Source organism: Lentzea sp. NPDC051838, from assembly GCF_040681245.1.
In the GTDB taxonomy this organism is placed as follows: Bacteria; Actinomycetota; Actinomycetes; order Mycobacteriales; family Pseudonocardiaceae; genus Lentzea.
Genome location: NZ_JBFAYI010000001.1, coordinates 233523 through 255850, shown reverse-complemented (window position 1 = coordinate 255850; position 22328 = coordinate 233523). Strand labels below are relative to the sequence as shown.

Genomic DNA, 22328 nt, shown 5'->3' with positions numbered 1-22328 from the left:
GTCACAGCCCCGCTTCCGCCATGTGCTTGCGCAGGCTCAACGGCCGCATGTCGGTCCACACCTCGTCGATGTGGGCGAGGCACGTCTGCTTGTCGCCGCTCACGCCGGCCTCGCGCCACCCGGCGGGCACCTCGCGCCCGGCGGGCCAGATCGAGTACTGCTCCTCGTCGTTGATCACGACGGTGTACTGGTCAGACATGCTGTGCCTCCACGATCTCCACGGATTCCTCTTGCACCGATGCGACTTGCGGCGCGGACAACCGCCGCACCACCCCGCCGAGCCAGCTCCCAGCCAACGCCAGCAGCAGCGCGTACACCAGGGACACCACGATCACGACCCAGCCGAGACCGCGGGCGTTCAACGCCATGGCGGCCACGAGATCGGCGACCGCTCCCAACTGCGACCCCGCCTGCACCAGCATCGACAGACCCCACGCCAGCGCGGTGCCGACGAGCACCGCGAGCAGCACCCTCTTGCCCGCGAACCGGTACGCGGCCAGCGCGGCCACCAGGACCGTCACCCACCACCAGCCGGCGAGCAGTCCCGCCGCGTCCAGCACCGCGACCGCGACGCCGATGAGCACGGTCCTCATGACCCCAACCTCCATTCGGCGGTCGCCTTGACCGCGTCGTTCTCCAGCACCGGCCAGAACTGCCCCTTCGACCACACCGGAACACCGTTGGCGTACCAGGGGGACATGGGGTTCTCGCTCTGCCCGGCCGGGAAGATCGAGTTGGCCTCACCGGTGCCCCAGTCGACGTTGAGCCGCCACGTCGGCCCGGCGGTGGCGAGGTTCGACAACGGGTTGCCGTTGTCGTCGTCCCGCGTGCCGACCGCGGTGTTGATCGTGCGCGGGTTGCCGCCCCACGGGATCGGGCCGACGTCCAGCGCCGAGATGCCGAGCAGCGACGGGAAGAGCACCTTCTGGTACTTGTCGTAGCGCCAGCCGTTCAGGTCGGCGCCGTACTTGTCGACGGTCCGCTTCACCGACTGGTGGAACGCCTCGCGGAGCACCTGGGTGGTGGTGCGCTTGGTGCCGTCGGGCAGGCTGAAGTACTTGTTCTCCGGGTCGTGCTGGATCCAGCCGAGCACCGTGCCGCGCAACGTCTCCTGCGCCCACGCACCGGCGTCCGGTCCCTTCGGCAGCAGGTACTCGCCGGGGTTCTGCTTGACGCCGTAGTGCTTCCACCACGGTTCGAACGTCACCCACGACACCCGGTTCTTGAAGGAGTCGAAGAACGCGGGCGCCAGCGACTCGGGTGTCGCGTTGTAGTCCCAGGCCCGCAACATGTCCACGGTCTTCTGCTCGGCGTCCGACAGCTTCTCGCCGTTCAGCGCCTCCAGCAGCAACGGAACCAGCTGGCGTGCGTTGTTGTCGTGCCAGTCGCTTTGCAGCGCGGCGGTCTCGGCGAACGAGAGCTTGCCGGCGGAGGTGATCCGGTCGACGATCTCGCCGTCACGCCAGCCGTGCAGGACCCAGTTGTACGACGTCGAGTACTGGTACGGGTAGTCGCCGGTGACCTCGCGCTGGTTCGCCGAGACGATGTAGCCCTCCGGCGGGTTGACCGAGGACGGCAGTGCCTCGAACGGGATCGACCCGGCGATCTCCGCCGTGCCGTCACCGGGCAGCGGCAGTGTCGGCGGGTGCCCGTCGACCTGGGGTGCGACGCCCGCGTTGAACATCGCGATGTCACCGTGCCGGTCGGCGTAGGAGAAGTTCAGCGCCGGTGTGACCCAGTTGCTGAGGCTGTCGCGGAACTCGCCGACGTTCTTGGCCCGCAACATCTTCAGGATGCTGTGCAGGTTGTCGTTGGGCAACGTGCCCGCCCACCAGACCGCCGCGGTGATGCCTTCGTTCTCCATCAGCGGGCCGTGCGAGGTGAGCCTGATGGTGTGGTCCACATCGGACTGACCGCGAACGGCGATCTTCTCCTGCAGCAACGTCATCGGTTGCCACGATCCCTTGGAGTAGAACTCGTTGGGCCGACCCTCCTCGGTCTTCTCCAGGTAGTACAACGTGGTGGGCCGCTGCGACGCGGTCAGGCCCCAGCTGAAGTCGTCCGTCTTGCCCAGCAACGGCACCGGGAGGCCCGGCGTGGTGACGCCGGTGAAGTGGTAGCCGGGGCTGCGGCCTTCCAGCTGGTACCAGATCGACGGCAGGCTGTGCGGCAGGTGCGGGTCGGCCGACAGGATCGGCTTGCCGGACTCGGTGCGGCTGCCGGAGACGACCCAGCTGTTGCTGTGCCCCATCGTGCCCGACCCGTTGTCCGGCAGCTCTCCCAGCGAGGCCAGTAGCGACGCGAGCTCGGCACCCACGGCCAGAGGTCCGCCCGGCTTGGTCTGACCGGCGGCGTTCGCCTTGCCCGACGTGGTCGCCGGGTCCGGGAACGCGCGCTGCGGCAACGAGGTCAGCGGGAGCTTCTGGAACGGCCCCTTGGCGTACGGGTGCTGCTGGTTCTCGGGCACGTCCGGGAACCAGGCCTTGAACGCCTCGGGTGGCATCGTCTTCTCGGCGTAGGAGAACAGCGGTGCCTGGGAGTCGAAGCTGATCTTCTGCCCGACGAGCCGCTGCACGGCCAGGCTGTCCACGGGCGACCAGTCGGCCGGTTCGTAGCCGAGCACGGCGAACTGCGTGGGCATCCGGTTGTCCGACCGCAGCTCGCGCATCGCCGCGTTGACGCCGTCGCTGTAGGCCTGCAGCGTCGTCTTCGCCGGGTTGTCGTCCTTCAACGCGGCCCAGTCGCGTTCCGCGGCCCGGCGCAGGCCGAGGTCGCGCTCGAACCGGTCGACCTCCAGGGTCGCGGCGCCGATCACCTCGGACAGCGTGCCGGTCGCCTGCCTGCGGGTGAGGTCCATCTGCACCAGCCGGAAGCGGGCGTGCAGGTAGCCGACGACGCGGAACAGGTCGGCGTCGTCGCCGGTCTTGACGTGCGCGATGCCGTTGTCCTCGAAGGACACCGTCGCGGGTTGCTTCAGGCCGGGCAGGGTGAGATCGCCGGACTGCGCGGTGCCGGCGTCGGCGGAGATCCGCCACACGCCGGTGCCGGGGTTGAGGGCGCCGCCCAGTGCCGGCAGCGCGCCGAGGCCGGTGACCGACGGCACGAGCACGAGCAGCGCGAACACCAGCCCGCCCAGCACGTCCAGCAGCCGCCGGAGGGACACACGTTTCATCGGTTCCGCTCGCTTTCGTGGTCGTGTCCGGCCCGCAGCCGGGCGGCGAAGGCCTCCGCGGTCAGCTCGCCGAACATCTCGGCAGGGTTCAGCCGCTGCCCGGTGTCCTGCTGGATCCGCACGAGCGCGGTCATCGCGGCCAGCGACGACCCGCCGTGCTCGAAGAAGTCATCTGTCACGCCGATGTTCTTGTCTCCCAACGCTTCGCGCAGGTGGCGGAGAACCATCGCCTCCAACTCGTCGCGCGGTTCGACGGCCGCGCTCTCCCCGCGTGGGGCGGGCGCGGTGATCCGGCTGACCTGGGGTGCGGGCCGTGGCGGTTCGTCACCGAACAGCGGCCGCGTGTCGTCGGTGAGCCAGTCGAGCACCTCGGCGACCCGGTCGAGCAGGTCGGTCATCCCCGTCGCGTCGAAGACGTCCCGGTTGAACTCCAGGTCCAGCAGCAGTCCGTCCGAGGTCTGGTGCACGTCGAGGGTCAGGTCGTACTTGGACACACCTGGTTCTGGCTGCTCACCGGTCACGTCAACACCCGGCCAGCTGACGTCGTGCCTCGGTGTGTCCTGGCCGTTGCACATCACCTGGAACAGCGGGGTGCGGTCCCGTGGCGGGCGGAGGTGGTCGACGAGCCGTTCGAACGGCACGTCCTGGTGCGCGTAGGCGTCCAGGCACACCCTGCGCGCCTGGGCGAGCAGCTCGTCAGCCGAGGTCTTCGCCGTGTTCAGGCGCAGCGGGACCACGTCGATGAAGCAGCCGACGAGACCGGCCACCTCGGGGCGGTCGCGTCCGGCGATCGCGGTTCCTACGACGACCTCGTCCTGGCCGGACAACCGGGTCAGGACCGTGGCGTAGGCGATCAGCACGACCATGAACACGCTTGCGCCGTGCCGCTGGGCAAGCTGCTCCACCTGGCGGTTCAGCTCCCGCGGGACGGTGAGCTGGACGCGGTCGCCGGCCAGGGTCGGCTCGGCCGGGCGTGGCCGGACCGTCGGAAGCTCCACAGTGGACGGTGCGCCGACGAGGACGTTCGTCCAGTGCGCGAGACCGGCGGTCAGGACGTCACCGGACATCGTCTCCCGCTGCCACAGCGCGTAGTCCCCGTACTGGACGGGCAGTTCCGGCAGTTCGGGCTCGAGGCCTTCGTGCAACGCCGTGTAAGCGATGGACAGCTCGCGGCCCAGCACGCCCAACGACCAGCCGTCGCACGCGATGTGGTGCACGACCATGAGCAACACGTGTTCGTCCGGCGCGGTCCTGATCAGCACGATCCGCACCGGCGGCGCGGACCACAGGTCGAACGGCTCGGCCAGCGCCTCAGCCTTGATCTGCTCGACGTCACCTTCGACGAGCGTGATCGACACCGTCCAGTCCTCGGCGACGATCTGCACCTGCGCGTCGGGCTGGTAGCGCGTGCGCAGCACCTCGTGCCGGTCGACGACGAGTTGCAGGGCCTGCCGGAGCAGGTCCACCCGCAGGTCTCCCTTGAGGCGCAACAGGATCGGCAGGTGGTAGGCGGCACCGGGGTTGAGCTGCTCCAGGTACCAGAACCGGTGCTGCTGGAACGAGAGCGGGAACGTGTACTCGCTCATGGCGCCACCCGCCTGCGGGCCGCGCGGTCGACCGCCACGATCGGCGCCGTGCGGACGCCACGCCCCAGCGCGGCCACCACTCCGGCCACCGTCGGAGCGAGGAACACGTCCTTCACCGAGACGTCCGTGGCCGTCCGTTCCCGCACGCCCACCGCGATCCGCGGCATCTGCAACGAGTGACCGCCGAGCTCGAAGAAGTCGTCGTGCAGGCCGATCTCACCGACGCCGAGCACCTCGCACACCACCGCCGCGACCGTCCTCTCCAGGTCAGTGACCGGTGGTTCCTGCACGCGCACGGCCGTCAGACCGGGCTTCGGCAGGTTCACGCGGTCGAGTTTTCCGTTGGTGGCGCGCGGAATCCGGTCCATCGGGATGAACAGCGACGGCACCATGTGGGCGGGCAGCAGCTCGCGCAGGTGGTCGCGCAACGGTTCCACGTCGTCGGCCACGACATAGGCGACCAGCCGGGTCTGGCCGGGGCCTGGTGTGTCCGGGACGACGACGGCCTCGGTGACCGAGGGGTGCTTCCTGAGCGCTTCCTCGACCTCGCCCGGCTCGACCCGGAACCCGCGCACCTGCACCTGGTGGTCCTTGCGGCCGAAGAACTCCAGCTCACCACCGGCCGTCCACCGCACGAGGTCACCGGTCCGGTACATCCGGCTGCCCGGCTGGCCGAACGGGTCGGGTGCGAACGCCGCCGCGGTGGCGCCAGGGCGACCGAGGTAGCCGCGCGCCAGGCCCCTGCCCGCGATGCACAGTTCGCCGATGACGCCGGGTGGGACGAGGTCCAGGCCGTCCAGCACGTAGACGGTCGTGTCCGGGTCCGGCACGCCGATCGGCACGGCATCCAGCGGACCGGTACCGGCTCGCCACAGCGTCGAGTTGACGGTGGCTTCCGTTGGCCCGTAGGCGTTGAAGAGCGTCCGGCCGGGTCCGTGCCGGCCGACCACCTCCGCCGGCACGGTTTCCGAGCCGGTCAGCACGGTTCCGTTCGTCGGCAGTTCACACCCCTCCGGGAGCACGGCCAGCAGCGAGGGAGGCAGCGCCATGTGCGTGATCTCGTTGCGGGACAGGAAGTCCGTCAGCGCGCGGTCGGGCAGGCGGACCTCGCTCGGCGCGACCACCAACGTGCCGCCGACGAGCAGTGACATGCACAGCTCCCAGAACGCCACGTCGAAGCTCACCGAGGCGAACTGCACCACGCGGCTTTCTTCCGTTACGCCACAACGTTCTCTCGCGGTGGCGATCAAGCCCTGCACGCCCGCGTTCGTCACCGCAACACCCTTCGGCGTTCCGGTGGAACCCGAGGTGTAGATCACGTACGCGAGGTTCTGCGGCTGGGTGATGCGTTCGGGCGCGTGGTCCGGGTAGCCGGTCGCGTCGAGGTCGTCCGGTCCGATGACGAACACCGGGCGGGCGTCGGCGATCATGAGCTCGACGCGGTGAGCCGGGTAGGCCGGATCGAGCGGCAGGTAGCCGGCACCGGACTTCAGCACCGCGACCAGTGCGACGATCATCTCCAGCGAGCGGGGCAGCGAGACGCCGACCAGCTCGTCCGGTCCCGCGCCGCGCTCGATCAGCTTGTGCGCCAGGCGGTTCGCGGCGGCGTCGAGTTCGGCGTAGGTCAGTGCGTCGGCGCCGAACACGACAGCGGGGTGGTTCGGGCGGATCTTGGCGCGTGCCTCGAAGAGGTCGGCGAAGCAGGCGTCCGGCAGGGTGCACGCGGTGTCGTTCCAGTCCGCGAGCAGCCGGTCGGGTTCGCCGTCCGCCAGCACCTCGACGGTGCTGATCGGCCGGTTCGGGTCGGCGGCGACCTGGCGCAGCACCTCGCGCAGGCGTGCGCCCAGGTCCTCGACGGTCGGCCTGGCGAACCGGTCGGTGGCGTAGATGATCGAGACCCGGCCGGTGTGGTCGAGGGCGAACGCGAGATCCGCCTTCGCGGACAGCTCCGGCACCGGATACGGCTCGACGGTCAGGCCGGGCAGCGCGGGTGCCGCCGCCGGTTCGCCGCGGTAGGCCACGTACACGCCGAACAACGGGTGCGCGCCGGGCGTGCGGACCGGGTTGACCGCCTCGACCAGCCGGTCGAACGGCAGGTCCGCGTGCTCGAACGCGGCGAGGTCCGCGTCCCTGACGTGCTTGAGCAGCGCGGCGAAGCTCGGGTCGCCGGAGAGGTCGGTGCGCAGCACCACCGCGTTCAGGAACAGGCCGACGAGGTCATCCAGCCCGGCGTGGCCGCGGGTGTCGGCGGGGGTGCCGAGCGGGATGTCGGTGCCCGCGCCCATCCGGTGCAGCAGCAGGGCCACGGCCGCCTGCCACACCATGAACGGGGTCACGCCGTGGCGGGCCGCGAGCTCGTGTACGTCGGTTTCCAGTCCGAAGTGGACGGTGTCGCCGTGGTGCGTGGGCTGTGCTGGGCCGCGTCGTTCGCCGGGCAGCCGCAGCCGTACGGGCAGGTCCGCGAGCCGTTCCCGCCAGAACGGCAGCGAGTCGTCGCGCTGCTGACGCTGCCAGGCCGCGTAGTCCGCGTACTGGATGGCCAGCGGTTCCCAGCCGGGCGTGTTGCCGTTGGTGCGAGCCGCGTACGCAGTGGTCAGATCGGTGAGCAGCGGCCGCATCGACGACTCGTCGCCGGCGATGTGGTGCAGCACGATCAGCAGCACGTGGTCGTGTTCGAGCTGGAACAGCCACGCTCGCAGGGGAATGCTCGTGGTCAGGTCGAACGCGTGTGCCGCCGCTAAGGCGATCCGCTCGTCCAGCTCGGGTTCGGTGATAGCTACGACTTCGAGAACATCCGCGGGTTCCTGCACGACCGGCTTCGGCACGCCTGCTTTTTCGGCGAAGACCGTGCGCAGGACTTCGTGGCGTGCCTGGACGTCGACGAGCGCCTGGGACAACGCGGGGACGTCCAGCGCGCCGGTCAGCCTGAGCGCGAACGGCATGTTGTAGACGGGGTTCGGGCCGTCGAGGCGGTGCAGGAACCACAGACGTTCCTGGGCCGACGACAGCTCGTCCCTGGCCGACGGGATGATCGGTGAGGTTGTGGCCTCGCCGGCCAACCGGGTCGCCAGCTCGGCGATGGTCGGGTGCTCGAACACCTCGCGCAACGCGAGACGATGGCCCAGTTTCGTGACCATGCGGGTGGCCAGCATCGAGTGACCGCCGAGGTCGAAGAACGAGTCGAACACCGAGATCTGCTCGGGGCGCAGGTCCAGGACGTCCGCCCAGATCTCGTGCAGGGCCTGTTCTTCCGGCGTGCGGGGGCCGGTTCGTTGCTCACTCGTGGTGGTTGCCGCCGGGTCGGGCAGCGCCGCGCGGTCGACCTTGCCGTTGGGGGTGTGCGGGACGTGGTCCAGCTCGACGAACACCGACGGAACCATGTACTCCGGCAACGACTCCCGCAGGTGGGCGCGCAGTTCGTCCGCGTTGGCAGGTCCGACGACGTAGGCGACGAGCCGGTCGTCGCGCGCGGTGACGACCGCTTCGGCGACGTCCGGGTGATCGGTCAGCCTGGCCTCGACCTCACCGGGTTCGATGCGGTGTCCGCGGATCTTCACCTGCGCGTCGCGCCTGCCCTCGAACCGCAGCACGCCGTCCTGCGTGATCCGCGCGAGGTCGCCCGTGCGGTACATCCGCTGCCCCGGCGCGACGGGCGAGGGCACGAACCGGTCCGCGGTCAGCCCTGGGCGGCCGTGGTAGCCGTGCGCGACACCGGCGCCGCCGAGGCACACCTCGCCGAGCACGCCGACCGGCACGGGCCGCAGCGCGTCGTCGAGGATCAGCACGTCGGTGTTGGCGATCGGCCGGCCGAGACCGATGGCGTCCGGGTCGGTGACGCTGTCCACTGTGGACCAGATCGTCGTCTCGGTCGGCCCGTACTGGTTGCCCACCACGAGCCCGGCCGCGAGCAGCGCCTTGGCGACGTCCGCCGGCAACGCCTCGCCGCCGCACCACGCCCGCAGTCCGCGCGGCAGTTGTGCCCCGCTGTCCAGCAGCATCCGCCACGTGGACGGCGTGGCCTGCACGACGGTGGCTCCGCTGCGGTTGATCAGCTCGGCCAGCAGGACCGGGTCCGATGCCTGGTCCGCCGACGCCACGACCAGTTGCGCGCCCCTCAGCAGCGGCCCGAACAGCTCCAGCACCGAGATGTCGAACGACAGCGTCGTCACCGCGACCACCGTGTCGTCCTGGGTGAGTCCCCAGGCGCCGGTCATCGAGTCGAGCAGGTTCAGCACCGCGCTGTGCTGAACGAGCACGCCCTTGGGCCGACCCGTTGAACCGGACGTGTACATCACGTACGCCCGATCGTCACCGGTGACCTCGGGCAACGTTTCGTCGGCGCCGGTGAGGTCTTCGGTCGTGTGGATGACGAGCTTGGCGTGTGAGTCCGCGACCATGGCGCGCAACCGTTGCTCCGGGAACGCGGGGTCGAGCGGGAGGTAGGCGGCGCCGGTCAGCCACACGCCCAGCAGTGCCTCCACGACGTGCGCCGAGCGGGGCAGCAGCACGCCGACGACGTCTCCCCTGCCGATCCCCTTCTGGACGAGCGAAGTGCCGATCTCGTTGGCACGCCTGATGATTTCTTCGGCATGCAGTTCCGCTTCGTCGTCCTTCACGACAGCGCGCGGGTGGATGTGGTGTGCCGCCGAACCAGGCGCGATGGGGACGCTCGGACCGGTGCCGAGGCTTCGCAGCCAGCGCCGTTCGCCGTCGGGCAGGACGTCCACTTCGGACAGACGGGTGTGCTCGTCCGTGGCCGCGAGGCGTTCGAGGACCGTGCCGAGCCGTTCGACCAGGCGTTCCACGCCCAGCTCGGAGAACACGTCGAGGTTGAACTCGACGTGGCCGCCGATCTCGTGCGGCTGGTCGCGCAGCCAGAAGGTGAGGTCGTGCTGGGCGGTGCCGTTGTCGACCCGGATCGGCGTAACGGCGTCGACCCCGGCGAACTTCGGCGCGGGCACCGGACCGCTCTCCAGCGCCAGCATCACCTGGAACACCGGTGTCCTGGACAGGTCGCGTTCGGGCTTCACGTGCTCGACGAGCCGTTCGAACGGCAGGCCCTGGTGCGCGTAGGCGTCGAGGCAGGTGTCGCGGACCCGGCGCAGCACCTCGCGCACCTCCGGATCACCGCTCAGGTCGAGCCGCAGCGGCGCCACGTCGATGAAGCAGCCGATCAGGTGCTCGACCTCGGGCCGTTCGCGTCCCGCGATCGGCGTGCCGACCACCAGGTCGTCCTGGCCGGCGCACTTCCTCAACACGATCGCGAGCCCGGCCAGCAACACCATGAACGGCGTGACGTCGTGCTGGTGGGCGACCTTGCGAACCGCCGCGGTCCCGCCAGCCTCCAGCCCGATCGGCACCGTGCCGCCACGGCCGCGGAACACGGCGGGCCGCGGCTTGTCGGTGGGCAGGTCGAGAACGGGTGCGTTCTTCAGGCGATCTCCCCAGTGCCGGGCGAGGTCGTCGTGCGGCAGTTCGCGTTGCCAGCGCGCATAGTCGCCGTACCCGATCGGCAGCTTGGGCAGTTCCGGCTGCTCGTTGGCACGGATCGCCGCATACGCGGTGGACAGTTCCTCGGCGAGGACGCCGACCGACCAGCCGTCGCAGGCGATGTGGTGCACGGTGAGCACGAGAACGTTGTCCTGGTCGCTCAACCGCACGATCTTCGCGCGCAACGGGTGCTCGTTCGTCAGGTCGAACGGGGTGCGTGCCGCCTCGTCCAGGATCCTCTGCGCTTCGGCTTCGTTTCCTGCTTCGACGATGGTCAGCTCCGGCATCGTCTCGTGATCGACATGGATCACCCCGTCCCGGATCCGCGACCGCAACGGCTCGTGCCGCTCCACCACCACAGCCAGCGCCTGACGCAACGCCTTCTCGTCGAGCTCACCCTCCAGCCGCACCGCCAGCGGGATCGTGAACCGCGGCGACTCGGGGTCGTACTGCTGGGTGAACCACATCCGCTGCTGCGTGAACGACAACGGCGACTCGCGGCTTTCCGTGCGCTGCAACGGAACGCGATCCCGCTGCTCCTCGATGGCCCGCGCGGTCCCGGCCACCGTCGGATGCCCGAACACCGCCGCCACGCCGACGTCGCGGTCCAGCTCCTTGGACAGCCGCGCGGCCAGCTTCGTCGCCAGCAGCGAATGACCGCCGAGCGCGAAGAAGTCGTCGGTCCTGGCGATGTTCTGGCTCGTGCCGAGCACCTCGGCCCAGCAGCGCGCGACCAGTTCCTCCAGCGGACCTCGGGGCGGCTCGCGGTCGGGCGGAGGCGCCAGCCGTGCGACGTCCGGCTCGCCGTCTGGGGTGCGAGGAATGGCTTCTACGGCAACGAACCGCGGGGCGTGCCCGCCGAGCCTGGTCCGGAGTTCGTCGTGATCGGCGGTGCCCGCGAGATAGGCGACGGTGGTGCCGTCGCGGGTGGTCACAGCCGCGTCGGTGATGCCGGGCTGCGCGCGGAGCCAGCGTTCCAGCGAGACGAGCTCGATGCCTTGGGTGCGGGCCACGGCTTGGAGGCCGGTGCGCAGGAGGCGGGTGTGGTGGCCCGGGACCAGGCGTTCCGCGGTGAGGCGGGGCAGGTCGGCGAAACCGAGCCCGTCGAGGGCTACGCACAGCTCACCCGGCCAGCCCGGTGGGAGGGGGCGGAGGTAGGCGTCCAGCACGCGGGTGTCGGCGTCGTGCCACCAGGGCAGGCCGAACGCGGAGTGGGCAGCAGGGGCGCCGGGCGCGGAGAGAGCGCGGGAGGCGGAAGGGGCCTGGGAGGCGGAAGGAATGCGAGAGGCGGAGTTGCCACACGACACCGGGTTGCCGCCGGACCCAGCACCGACACCCGACACCAGGGTGCGCCAAACGTCGATCACGGCGTCGGCAGACCCCACCGGCGCGATGCCTCCTGCCGCCGGCGCACCCCCACCTAGTGCATCCCGATCCGACGCGCCCCCAAGCGGCGCACCTCCACCCGGCGCGTCCACCGGCCCGGCGCTCACCCCGCCCCCAGCCATCTGAGCCAGATCCCCTTGGCTCACCACTACTCCAGGCGGCAGCACCGCGGCCGGCAGGCTCGCGTGCGCCGCAGGCAGTTCCCCACCCGGATCAGCCGCGCTGTCAACGCTGATCCGCGGCACGCCCGAGAACCCCGCCATCGACGTCGCACCTGCCGTGACCACCAGGCACGGGTCGTGCTCAGCCACGGCGGTCCAGATCCGGTCGGCCGGGTCGTCGGGGTTCAACACCAGGTGGTGCCCACCCGCGCGCACCACGGCCAGGCAGGCCAGAGCGAGATCAGGGCCGGCCGGCGCGAACACCGCCACCGGACGGCTCGTCAGGGTCACGTCGTCGCAGTGGCTGCGAATGGTGCGGGCCAGACGATCCGCGCGCGGCAGCAGGTCTCCGCCGACGCACAACGGCAGAGACGCGGCCAAAACCGGGGAAGCGAGCGGGATCTCCTCCACCGGCAAAGAAGGAGAAGTGATCACCGCGCGCATCGCCGACACGACACCGAGAACGATGTCGTCGTCGAGCACCGCGGTGTCGTGGACGCAGGTCAGGCCGCCGGAGTTGACGTCCACGGTGAGCGGGAACTTCGCCGAACCGGCCTCGAGCGGCACGACGCATGCGGAGGCACCGAAGAGCGAGGTCACCGGCAGGTCCGGGGTGATCGTCAGCAGGACGTCGAAGAGCTTCGGGCGTTGCACCACTGCGGCGTGCGCGATGGCCGAACGGATGGCGTCGCCGGCCAAGGAGACCAGGTCGTGGAACGTCGTGGTCCAGTCCCAGCGCAGCCGCACGGGCAGGGTGGTCACGAGGAAACCGACGGTGTGCTGGGTCGACGGGGTGCCGCGGCCCGCGAACGGCATGCCGATCACCACGTCCGAACGGCCGGTCAGGCGTCCCCAGGCAGCCGAGACGGCCGCGAGCCACACCGCGTAGTCCGTGACGCCGGGGAACTGCACGGAAGGCGCGGGGTGGTGGGAGGTTCGGCAGCCCGGTTCTCCCACCACCAACGGCAGCAGCGGCGGAACGAAGCCGTCGAGCAGCGAGGTCCAGTAGTGAGTGTCGGCAGGGACTTCGCGCAGCGCCAGGTCCACCGGGTGCAGCGCGGACACGGAGGGGGCTCCGGCCAGTTCCGCGAACAGCACCGACACCGCCACCCCGTCCGCGACGATGTGGTGCACCACCAGCAGCAACAGGTGATCGGAAGGACCCAACCTCCACAGCACGGACCGGAACAACGGGCCGGAGCTCAACGAGAACGGTTCCAGCGCACGAGCACGCGCCGAAGCGATGGCCGAGTCGACCGACGAAGAGTCCACAACGGACAGCACATGCGACTGCGAGGCCACGACCCGTTGCAGCGGCTGGCCGTCCACCGAGACGAACGTCGTCCGCAACGACTCGTGCCGATCCACGAGACCCTGCAAAGCACGCGACAAAGCTGGAACGTCGAGCGGGCCGCGCAGCCGCAGCAGGGCAGGCATGTGGTACGCGCTGTCGCCGGGGCGGACCTGGTCGTGCAACCAGAGTCCGCGTTGGGCCGCGGTCACCGGGAAGAGGCCTGAGCGTTCACCGGCCGGTGCGCTCATGCGGGCCAGCAACGCGCGCTGGGCCTCCGTCAACGTCGTGGTCACGGCCGATCCCCCTCCAGCTGCTCGAACGCCTCCACCGGCAGCGCCGCGACGTGGCTCAGCAGGACGGCGCTCAGGTCGATCCCGCTGACCTCGGCAGGGCCCTGCGCCGCGAGCACCTCACCCAGCGAGGCGACGGTCGGGTGCTCCAGCACGTGCCGCAGCTCCACCGGCAGGTCGAGCCTGGCCGCGACCTCCGCCGACACCCGCGCGGCGAGCAGCGAGTGGCCGCCGAGGTGGAAGAAGTCGTCGAAACGGCCGACGCGCGGCTGGTCCAGCAGGCCGGCGAAGATCTCGGCCAGCACGGTCTCGATCTCCCCCACCGGCTCGGCGTACGTCGCCGCGGCCGGCCGGGGCAGGCGGGCTCTGTCGATCTTGCCGTTGACCGTCATCGGCCACTCGGTCACCAGCACCAGCTGCGCGGGCACCATCGGCCCCGGCAGCCGGGAACGCAGATGTGCGGCCAGATCCGGTGTCGCGCCGGGGTCGACGAGCGCGTACCCGATGAGCGTCGTCGCGGGCGCCGCGCCCTCGGCGATCACCAACGCCGTGCGCACCTCCGGGTGGGTCGCGAGGGCTGCCTCCACCTCGCGCGGCTCGACGCGCATGCCGCGCACCTTGACCTGTGAGTCGGACCGGCCGAGGAACACCAGCTGTCCGTCCTCGCGGTGGTACGCGCGGTCGCCGGTCCGGTAAAGCCGTTGTCCCGCATCGAATGGCGACGGAACAAAGCGATCAGCCGTCAACCCGGGACGACCGCGATAACCGCGCGCGACGCCGAGGCCACCGATGTGGATCTCGCCGACGGCACCGGGAGGCACGAGGTTTCCGGAGCCGTCCAGCAGGTGGATCGGACCGTTCGTCACCGAGAACCCGAGCGGCGTGATGCCCTCCTCCGACCCCGCGGGATCGAGGTGGTGGAACGTCGCCCACACGGTCGTCTCGGTCGGCCCGTACCCGTTGATCACCAACGGCACGTGCTCCGCGATCCGCCGCAGCAACGGTTGCGGGATCGGCTCGACCCCGACCAGCAGCGCTCGGAGCGACACCGGGTGGGAAGCCAGCCAGTCGGCCGCAGCAGGCAGCAGGTGCGGCGGCAGGTACGCGCTGACGATCCGCCGATCCGCGAGCCAGTGCATCACGGCCTCGGCGTCGTTGCGCACGTCGGCTGGGCAGATGTGCACGGTCGCACCGGACACCAGCGCGGTGAAGACCTCGTGCACCGAGACGTCGAAACCGGGGCTGGTCCACCAGCCGCACGCGTCGCCGGGGCCGAGCGGTACGCGGGCCACGAAGTCGGAGACCAGGTTCAGCACACCCCGGTGTCCACATGCGACACCCTTCGGCGTCCCGGTCGACCCGGACGTGTAGATGAGGTGCGCCAAGCGGTCCGGATGCGTGGGCCCAGCCGGGCCCGATCCAGCCCCACCTTCCGACACGAGCACCACCCGGCCGCGCAGCAGCGAGGCGCGATTACGTGCCAGCGCGGCGTTCGTCACCAGCACGGGCGGCGCTGCGTCGTCCAGGATCGCGGCCAGCCGGGGATCCGGGTGGTCGACGTCCAGCGGCAGGTACGGCGACCCGATGCGCTGCGCGGCCAGCATCGCCACGACCAGATCACGGCCACGGGGCAGCAACACCGCGATCGGAGCCTCGTCCGGCACGTCACCCAGCGCCACGGCGAGCGCAGCCGACCGAGAGGCCAGCTCGCCATAGGTCAACGAGCCTTCCTCGTCCACCACGGCAACCGCATCCGGCACCGAAGCACACATCGCCAGCACGGCTTCCGGCAACGACCGCATCTCCGAGACCGGCGCACTCGCGTTGTGCCCCAGCAAAACCTGCTGCTCAGCCGACGTGAGCATCGCGACCTCGTGCGGCCGCAACGAAGGCGTCGTGACGACGGCGTCGAGCACGTTGGCCCAGTGCCTGGCGAACGCGGCCACCTCGGACTCGCGCAGCGCCTCGCTGTCGTAGGTCAGCGAGCACCGCAACCCCGCCGCCGTCGCGACGATCTCCACGGTCAGCTCGAACGGCGCGGTGCGCTGCGTGACGAACCGGGTCCGGGCCGGCAGCCCACCGAGATCACCCTCGTCGGCCAGCAACGACAGCGCGTGCCCACCAGGCGTCTGCTGCTGCAACAAGAGCACGCGGATCAGGTCCGACCCGCGTTCGGCCGGCACGAGGTTCTCCACGATCCGCTGGTACGGGTACTCCTGGTGCGCCTGCACCGCCGCGACCCGGCCGCTGAACGCCCCCAGGTGCGCGCGGAAGTCTTCGTCCGGGTCGATCTCGCACACCAGCGGCAGCGGGTTGACGAAGTAGCCCACCGCCGACACCGACTCGGGATCGAGCCGGCCGGGTGCGGGCACACCCAGGACGAACCGGTTCTCGGACGTGTACCGGTGCATCGTCCACGCGAAACTCGTGGCCAGCACGGAATAAGGAGTCACACCGGCTGCAGAAGCCAGGTCCCGCACCGCCGCCAGAACCGCGCCGGACAGCTGCATCCGGTGGCGCGAGGTCGGCGCGGCGACGAGCCGGTGCGGCCGAGCCTGCGGCAACGCGGCCGACGGCGGCAACTCCGCCAGCTCCGACTCCCAGAACGACGCCAGCTCACGACCGCGCTCACTGCTCAGCAGGGCTTCCTGCCGCGCCGCACACCGCGCCGGATCGCCCGGTTCGGTCCACTGTGGAGCGACACCGCCCAGGAAAGACCGGTAGGCCTCTCCGAACTCGCGCGCCAGCACGTCCAACGACCACACGTCGCACGCCATGTGGTGCGCGCAGAGCACGAGCACGTCGTCGCGTCCGTCGGCGCGAATCAGCGTCGCCCGCCACAGCGACCCGCCGGCCGGGTCGATCCCTTCGGCCGCGTGCTCGGTGACAGCGGCCTCGAACTCCTCCGGGGAGGTGTCGACCACCCGCAACGCCAGCGGTTTCGGGCACGGCTCGCGGCGCGGAACACCGGCCACGTCCGGGAAGTACGTGCGCAGCGCGGGATGCCGTTCGGCCAGGAAGTCAATCGTGCGGGTCGCCGTCTCCTCGTCGATCCCGCCGACGACCTCCAGCCCGACCGCCAGCACGTAGTGGTCGGGATCGCCGGACAGCCGCGTGGCGAGCCACAGTCCGCGTTCCCCGCCGCTGAGCAGCGAACCGTCCGACGAAACCTCCTCGACCGGCTTGGCCTCCGCGGCGACCTCCGCCAGCCGCGCCGAGCTCGCTCCGGAGAGCAGCTCGGCGAGCGGCAGTTCGAGGCCGAGCGACCGCTGCACCGCCTGCCGCAGCTCGACCGCGCGCAGCGAGTCCAACCCGGCCGCCGTCAGCGAGGCATCCGGCGCCACCGATGACATCTCCAGCACCGTGGCCGCCAGCTCGGCGATCCGGACAGCGGCCGACTCGGCCGGACCATCCACAGTGGACGCATCAGAGCCCAGCAGCTCCAGCAAACCTTCCCGGTGCAGCCGCGCGCACTCAGCACGCCGGATCTTGCCACTGGGCGTCTTGGGAATCGTGCCCCGAGCAACGAGCAGCAGGTGCTCGGCCCGCACACCGAACGTCCCGATCAACGTCGACTGAACCGCCTCGACCACCCCGTCGGCGGCCCCGACCAGCTCGGCGAGCACCGCGAGCTCGCCGTCCACCTCGAACGCCGCGACCGCACCCGGCCGGATCGCCGCGTGGCATCCGGTCAGCGCGTGTTCGACGTCCTCGGCGAACAGGTTGCGGCCACGCACGATCACGACGTCCTTCAACCGCCCCGACACGAACAGCTCACCGTCCACAAGGGACCCGAGGTCGCCGGTGCGCAGGCCGTCCGCGGTGAACGTCTCCGCGGACAACGCCTCGTCGCCCCAGTAACCGCGCGCCACGCTCGGGCCGCTCAACCAGATCTCGCCGACCTCGCCGTCGGGCAGCAACACCCCCTCGGCAGAACGGATCTCCACCGTGGAACCGGCGATGGCCTTGCCGCACGACACGACGCCGTCGCGCGTCCGGTACCCGGTCAGCCGCGTGCCCCCGGTCGCGATCAAGGTGCTCTCGGCGAGCCCGTAGCAGGGGTAGAAGGCCTCGCGGCGGAACCCGTGCGGCTCGAACGCCTCGGCGAACCGCTCCAGCGTCGCCGGCCGGATCGGCTCGGCACCGCAGAACGCGACCTCCCAGCTCGACAGGTCGAGGCCGGCGCGCTGCTCGGGAGCGATCTTCCGCACGCACAGGTCGAACGCGAAGTTCGGCCCGCCACTGGCGGTGCCGCGATGCGAGCTCACCGTCTCCAGCCACGACCGCGGGTCGGCCAGGAAGTCCAGCGGGGACATCAGGTGCACCGGGAACCCGCCGTAGACGGGCTGCAGGATGCCGCCGATCAACCCCATGTCGTGGTACGGCGGCAACCAGACGACCGCGACGCTGTCCACACCCGCGCCGAACAGCGACTGGATCGCCTCGGAGTTGTGCCGCAGGTTGGCATGTGTGACCACGGTTCCCTTGGGCGTGCTCGTCGACCCCGAGGTGTACTGCAGGAACGCGACGTCACCACGGACGGGCGCGGAGATGCCCACCTCTCCGCGCCCGGCCTCGGCGGAAAGCCACGTGACCGGCTCGGCGAACCCGCACCGCGCCAGGCTTTCCCGTGCCGCGTCGACCATCCCGGCCAACGTCAGCACCACGCTGGGACGCGAGTCGCGCAGCACCGACACCAGGCGCGGGATCTGCCGCTCGTCGAGCGGCGGGTAGGTCGGCACCGCGATCACCCCGGCGTACAGGCAGCCGAAGAACGCCGCCACGTACTCCAATCCGGGCGGCAGCAACAACACCGCCCGATCACCTGGCCGCGTCACCGCCGCCAGCCGAGCCGCCACCACGGCGGCACGCGAGTGCAGTTCGCCGTAGCTCAGCCCGACGCCACCGAACGTCAGCGCCTGCCGCTCCGGCGTGGCCTGGGCGCGGTCCCACAACACGTCCGCGAAGTTCATGGTCTCCCCACGATCTTGGTTCGGGCCAGCTTCAGCGCGTGCAGGACCTCCACGGCGGGCAGTGCGCCGGTACGCAGGCTCGCGCCGGTGTCACCGCCGAAGCGGGCGCAGACGTACTTGTGCGACTCGTAGACCGCGCCCAGCGCGCGCACGAACGCGGCGTGATCGGCGACCAGGTCCGCGGGCAGGTCCCGCAGCGCCGGCCGCACCTCGGCGAACAGCCGCACGAGGTAGTGGTGGTCCGGCGAGAGCAGACCGCTGAACCCCGCCGAGACGAACGGCGGTTCCATCGTCGGCCGGACCGTGTGGTGGTACTGGTTCGCGCCGAACTCCGCGGTGAACACGAACGCGGCACTGGACGCGTCCAGCAACCGGGTCGCGAGCCGCAGCCCGCGCCGGGCGCCTTCGAGATCGTCCTCGCCCAGCGCCGTCACGAACGACTGCAGCGCCACGATCAGGCACTGCGTCACGACGAAGAACACGTGATGCCCGACCCGCCAGCGTCGTTCCGGATCCAGGTGCCAGCGCAGCAACGGCGGCCGCACCGCGACCGGAAGATCGGCGGTCTCGCCCGCGCAGCGCACGATCATCGTCTGCAGCATCGACACCAGCGCCGACCACCGCGCCCAGCTCATCCGCGTCCCGCTGGCGAGCCCTTCCTCCAGCAACGACCGGTAGGCCACCAACAGGGAGCGCGCGAACACACCGTCGGTGTCGAGATCCACCCGCCGCACGCCGAAGTGCTCGTCGAACTCGCGCAGCCGGTGGTCGTAGGTGTACGGCACACCGGAGTCGACGCGTTCGGCCAGCGCCACCGCACCGCTGCGGGCGGGCAACGCGCGCAACCGGTCCAGCAGGTCGGTGCCGGACACCCCGGCCGCGAGCCGCCGCGCCAGCCGCAGCGGTGCCGGCGCGTCGACCGCCAGGCTCAGCTGCTCCTCGCGGCGCGGCAGACTCGTGGGGTGCAACAGGATCAGCGTCATCGAGCGACCTCGGCCCGGTCCCGCAGGCGGGCCCGCTGGACCTCCGGCGACGGCAGGAAACCGATGTCGACCATGTACGAGAAGCACTTGTGCGCGAGCTCCGCGGTCATCAGCGGGCACTCGAGCCCGATGTCGCGCAACGCGTCCAACGTGTTGGCGCACTCCGCGTACAGGTCCGTCACGGCGAGCACCTCACGGGTGAACGCGGGCAGCACCGACGTGGTCCGCTCCTCGAACAGCAACGGCAGCAACGGGAACAGCGGGTTGTCCGGGCCCAGCGTCACGAGGTGCTGCACCGCGGTCTCCAGCGGCACGATCTCGAAGTCGTAGCCGAACTCGCGCACCCAGCCGTAGACCTCCACGAGCGGCACGGGATTCTGGTTCCACAGGTGGAAGTTGCGGCCGATCGACGAGTCCTTCAGCGAGATGTGCGCGATCGCCCTGGCCGCGTAGTCGATCGGGATGGCGTCGAACAGGTAGTCCATCGACGGCACCACGCCGAACTCCAGCAGGCCCTTGATCTGCAGCAGCAGGTAGTCACTCGACTGCGTCGCGCCGGTCTCGGTGTGGCTGATCATCATGCCCGGCCGGTACAGCGCAACCGGAATCCCGCGCTCACGGCCGATCCTGACCAGGTGGTCGCCGGCCCACTTGCTGCGGGCATAGGCTTCCGGCACTTCGAGCGGCACGAGCTCCGGGTCCTCCATGTACGGCCGGTCCAGTCCGGTGTGGAGGAACGTGTCGATGCTGGAGATGTAGTGGACGGCCTTGCGCTGACTGGTGACCGCGAGCCGCAGCACGTCGGCAACCGAGTCGACGTTGGCGGGCTTCAGCGCGCTGTAGGGGTAGACGAAGTTGACCAGCGCGCCGACGTGGTAGATCGAGTCGATCGTCCCGCCGAGCTTCGCGAACCCCTCCTCCCCCACACCCAGCAGCGGTTCCCCGAGATCGCCGACCACGGCCGCGATCCGGTCCTCGTAGGAGTCGTCCCAGATGAGGTACCGGCGCATCACGTCGCGCAGGCGGTCCTTGGCCGCGCCCGGCGAGGACGCCCGCACCAGGCACCACACCGTGGCGTCGGTGTGGTCGAGCAGCTCCTTGACCAGGAAGGCGCCCAGGTACCCGGTCGCCCCGGTGAGCAGGACGTGCGACGGCGAGGTCCAGTTCGCGTCGGGGAGATCGGCGGCCGGGCGGATCGACTCGTCCAGCACGGTCTCGACCAGCACCTCCTCCAGCGTGCCGGTCTGCTGGGCGGCGGCGCTGCGCTTGGCGGCCTCGACCATCTTGGCCACGCCCGCCACGTGCGGAACCTCGAACAGCTGGTGCATCGGGATGCTGACGCCGAACCGGCTCCACAGCGCGAGCGCGAGCCTCGCCAGGAGCAGCGAGTTGGCGCCCAGCTCGAAGAACGGTTCCAGCACGCCGACCTTCTCGGCGCCCAGCATCTCCCCGACGAGCTCGGCGACCTCGGTCTCCAGCGCGGTCATCTCCCGGCCGTCGCCGCTCGAACGCTGGGGTTCCGGCAACTGGGCGCGGTCGAGCTTGCCGGCCACGTTGCGGGGCAACACGTCGAGCACGACCAGCGAGCTGGGCACCATGTGCGCAGGGACGATCTCGGCCAGGTGGGCGCGCACGTCGTCGGCGGTCACGTCACCCGCGACCCAGGCCACGAGGTTGCGGCTCTCGCCGACCTGACGGACGTCCGCGACGGCCTCGGTGACGCCGGGGTGCGCGGTGAGGGCGTGCTCGACCTCGGCCAGCTCGATCCGGTAGCCGCGCACCTTGACCTGGTGGTCGACGCGGCCGCAGTACTCCAGTTGCCCGTCGGGCAGGCGGCGGGCGCGGTCGCCGGTGCGGTACATCCGGCCGCCGGGCGTCCAGGGATCCGGCAGGAACCGTTCCCCGGTCAGGCCAGGCCGGTTGTGGTAGCCGCGTGCCACGTTCACGCCCCCGACGAACAGCTCGCCGACTTCGCCGTCCGCGACAGGTTCTCCGTCGTCGTCGAGCAGATGTGCGCCGGAACCCGGGATCGGGAACCCGATCGGCACCACCGCCGACTCCGGGTCCAGCAACGCCGTGGTCGCCCAGACGGTCAGCTCGGTCGGGCCGTAGTTGTTCACGAACTGGCAGTCCGGCAACAGCTTGTAGTGCCGGTCCACCAACGACTTCGGGCACGCCTCGCCACCGACGATCACGCACCGCAGGCTGCCGAGCGGACCGGCGTCGTCGGCGTGGATCAGCGAGTACAGCGACGGCGTGCAGTCGAGGTGGGTGACCTGGTGCTTGGCGATCAGGTCGCGCAGCTTGCGCGGGTCGCGGTGCTCCTCCGGCGAGGGCAGGACGACCTGGCCGCCGGTCGCGAGGGTCCAGTACAGGCCGACCGCGCTGGCGTCGAAGGAGAACGAGATCGGCATCAGGAAGCAGGCCGGTGGCTGGCGGTCGAAGTCGTTGTGCGCCAGCGTGGTGTGCACGATCTGGTGGTGCGCCACGGTGACGCCCTTGGGCTCGCCGGTCGATCCGGAGGTGTAGATCACGTACGCAGCGTTCTCCGGCGCCACTCCGGAGTCGTGTCGCTCAGGCGACCGGTCCGTGAGGTGCTCGGCGTCGGACAGGACCGTCGTCCACTCGCCTTCCGGTGCGGCACCGCGCAGTGCTTCCGGCGTGACCAGCACGGACGCGCCAGAGTCCGTCATCAGGTAGTGGAACCGGCGCGGCGGGTTCGCGGGGTCGATCGGCACGTACACGCCGCCCGCCTTGAGCACCGCGAGCAGCGCCACGACGGTCTCGGTGCAGCGCTCGGCGATGACGGCGACCTTGGTCTCGACGCCGACGCCCGCCTCGCGCAGGGCGTCCGCCAGCCGATTGGCCCACGCGTCCAGCTCCGCGTAGCTCAGGTCCGCGCCGAGGTGCGTGACGGCGCACGCCTGCGGGGTGCGATCGGCCTGCTGCTCGACCAAGCGGTGCAGCAGCCGGGTATCGGTGTCGCTCATAGC

Annotated in this window: 8 protein-coding genes; all 8 read right to left on the bottom strand. The window is 70.6% G+C overall.

From position 1 onward, the window contains the following. Window position 1 precedes the first annotated feature (1 nt). The 8 genes from AB0M24_RS00965 to AB0M24_RS00930 are packed head-to-tail and all read right to left on the bottom strand — an operon-like array spanning window position 2 to window position 22325. A complete protein-coding gene (locus AB0M24_RS00965) occupies window positions 2-199 on the bottom strand; it encodes an MbtH family NRPS accessory protein (protein ID WP_363758988.1) in 198 nt (65 codons plus the stop codon). Beyond that, window positions 192-593: a hypothetical protein gene (locus AB0M24_RS00960; RefSeq protein ID WP_363758985.1), complete on the bottom strand. Its 402-nt coding sequence runs from the start codon at window positions 591-593 to the stop codon at window positions 192-194. Before AB0M24_RS00960 ends, AB0M24_RS00965 begins: the two co-directional genes overlap by 8 nt. Further along, entirely contained in the window at window positions 590-3172 is a 2583-nt protein-coding gene (locus AB0M24_RS00955) for a penicillin acylase family protein (RefSeq protein ID WP_363758982.1), read from the bottom strand. Before AB0M24_RS00955 ends, AB0M24_RS00960 begins: the two co-directional genes overlap by 4 nt. Further along, window positions 3169-4758 carry a condensation domain-containing protein gene (locus AB0M24_RS00950; RefSeq protein ID WP_363758979.1) on the bottom strand — a complete coding sequence of 530 codons (1590 nt, stop codon included), beginning with the start codon at window positions 4756-4758 and terminating at the stop codon, window positions 3169-3171. The genes AB0M24_RS00955 and AB0M24_RS00950 overlap by 4 nt, the downstream gene beginning before the upstream one ends. Then, the gene (locus tag AB0M24_RS00945; protein WP_363758976.1) at window positions 4755-13382 is read right to left on the bottom strand and encodes an amino acid adenylation domain-containing protein; all 8628 of its coding nucleotides are present in this window, start codon (window positions 13380-13382) and stop codon (window positions 4755-4757) included. Before AB0M24_RS00945 ends, AB0M24_RS00950 begins: the two co-directional genes overlap by 4 nt. Next, window positions 13379-18352, bottom strand: a complete 4974-nt coding sequence (locus tag AB0M24_RS00940) for an amino acid adenylation domain-containing protein (RefSeq protein ID WP_363758973.1) — start codon at window positions 18350-18352, stop codon at window positions 13379-13381. The genes AB0M24_RS00945 and AB0M24_RS00940 overlap by 4 nt, the downstream gene beginning before the upstream one ends. Next, window positions 18349-19335: a hypothetical protein gene (locus AB0M24_RS00935; RefSeq protein WP_363758970.1), complete on the bottom strand. Its 987-nt coding sequence runs from the start codon at window positions 19333-19335 to the stop codon at window positions 18349-18351. Before AB0M24_RS00935 ends, AB0M24_RS00940 begins: the two co-directional genes overlap by 4 nt. After that, window positions 19332-22325, bottom strand: coding sequence for an amino acid adenylation domain-containing protein (locus AB0M24_RS00930; RefSeq protein WP_363758967.1), 2994 nt, complete (start codon window positions 22323-22325; stop codon window positions 19332-19334). Before AB0M24_RS00930 ends, AB0M24_RS00935 begins: the two co-directional genes overlap by 4 nt. Window positions 22326-22328: the final 3 nt, after the last annotated feature.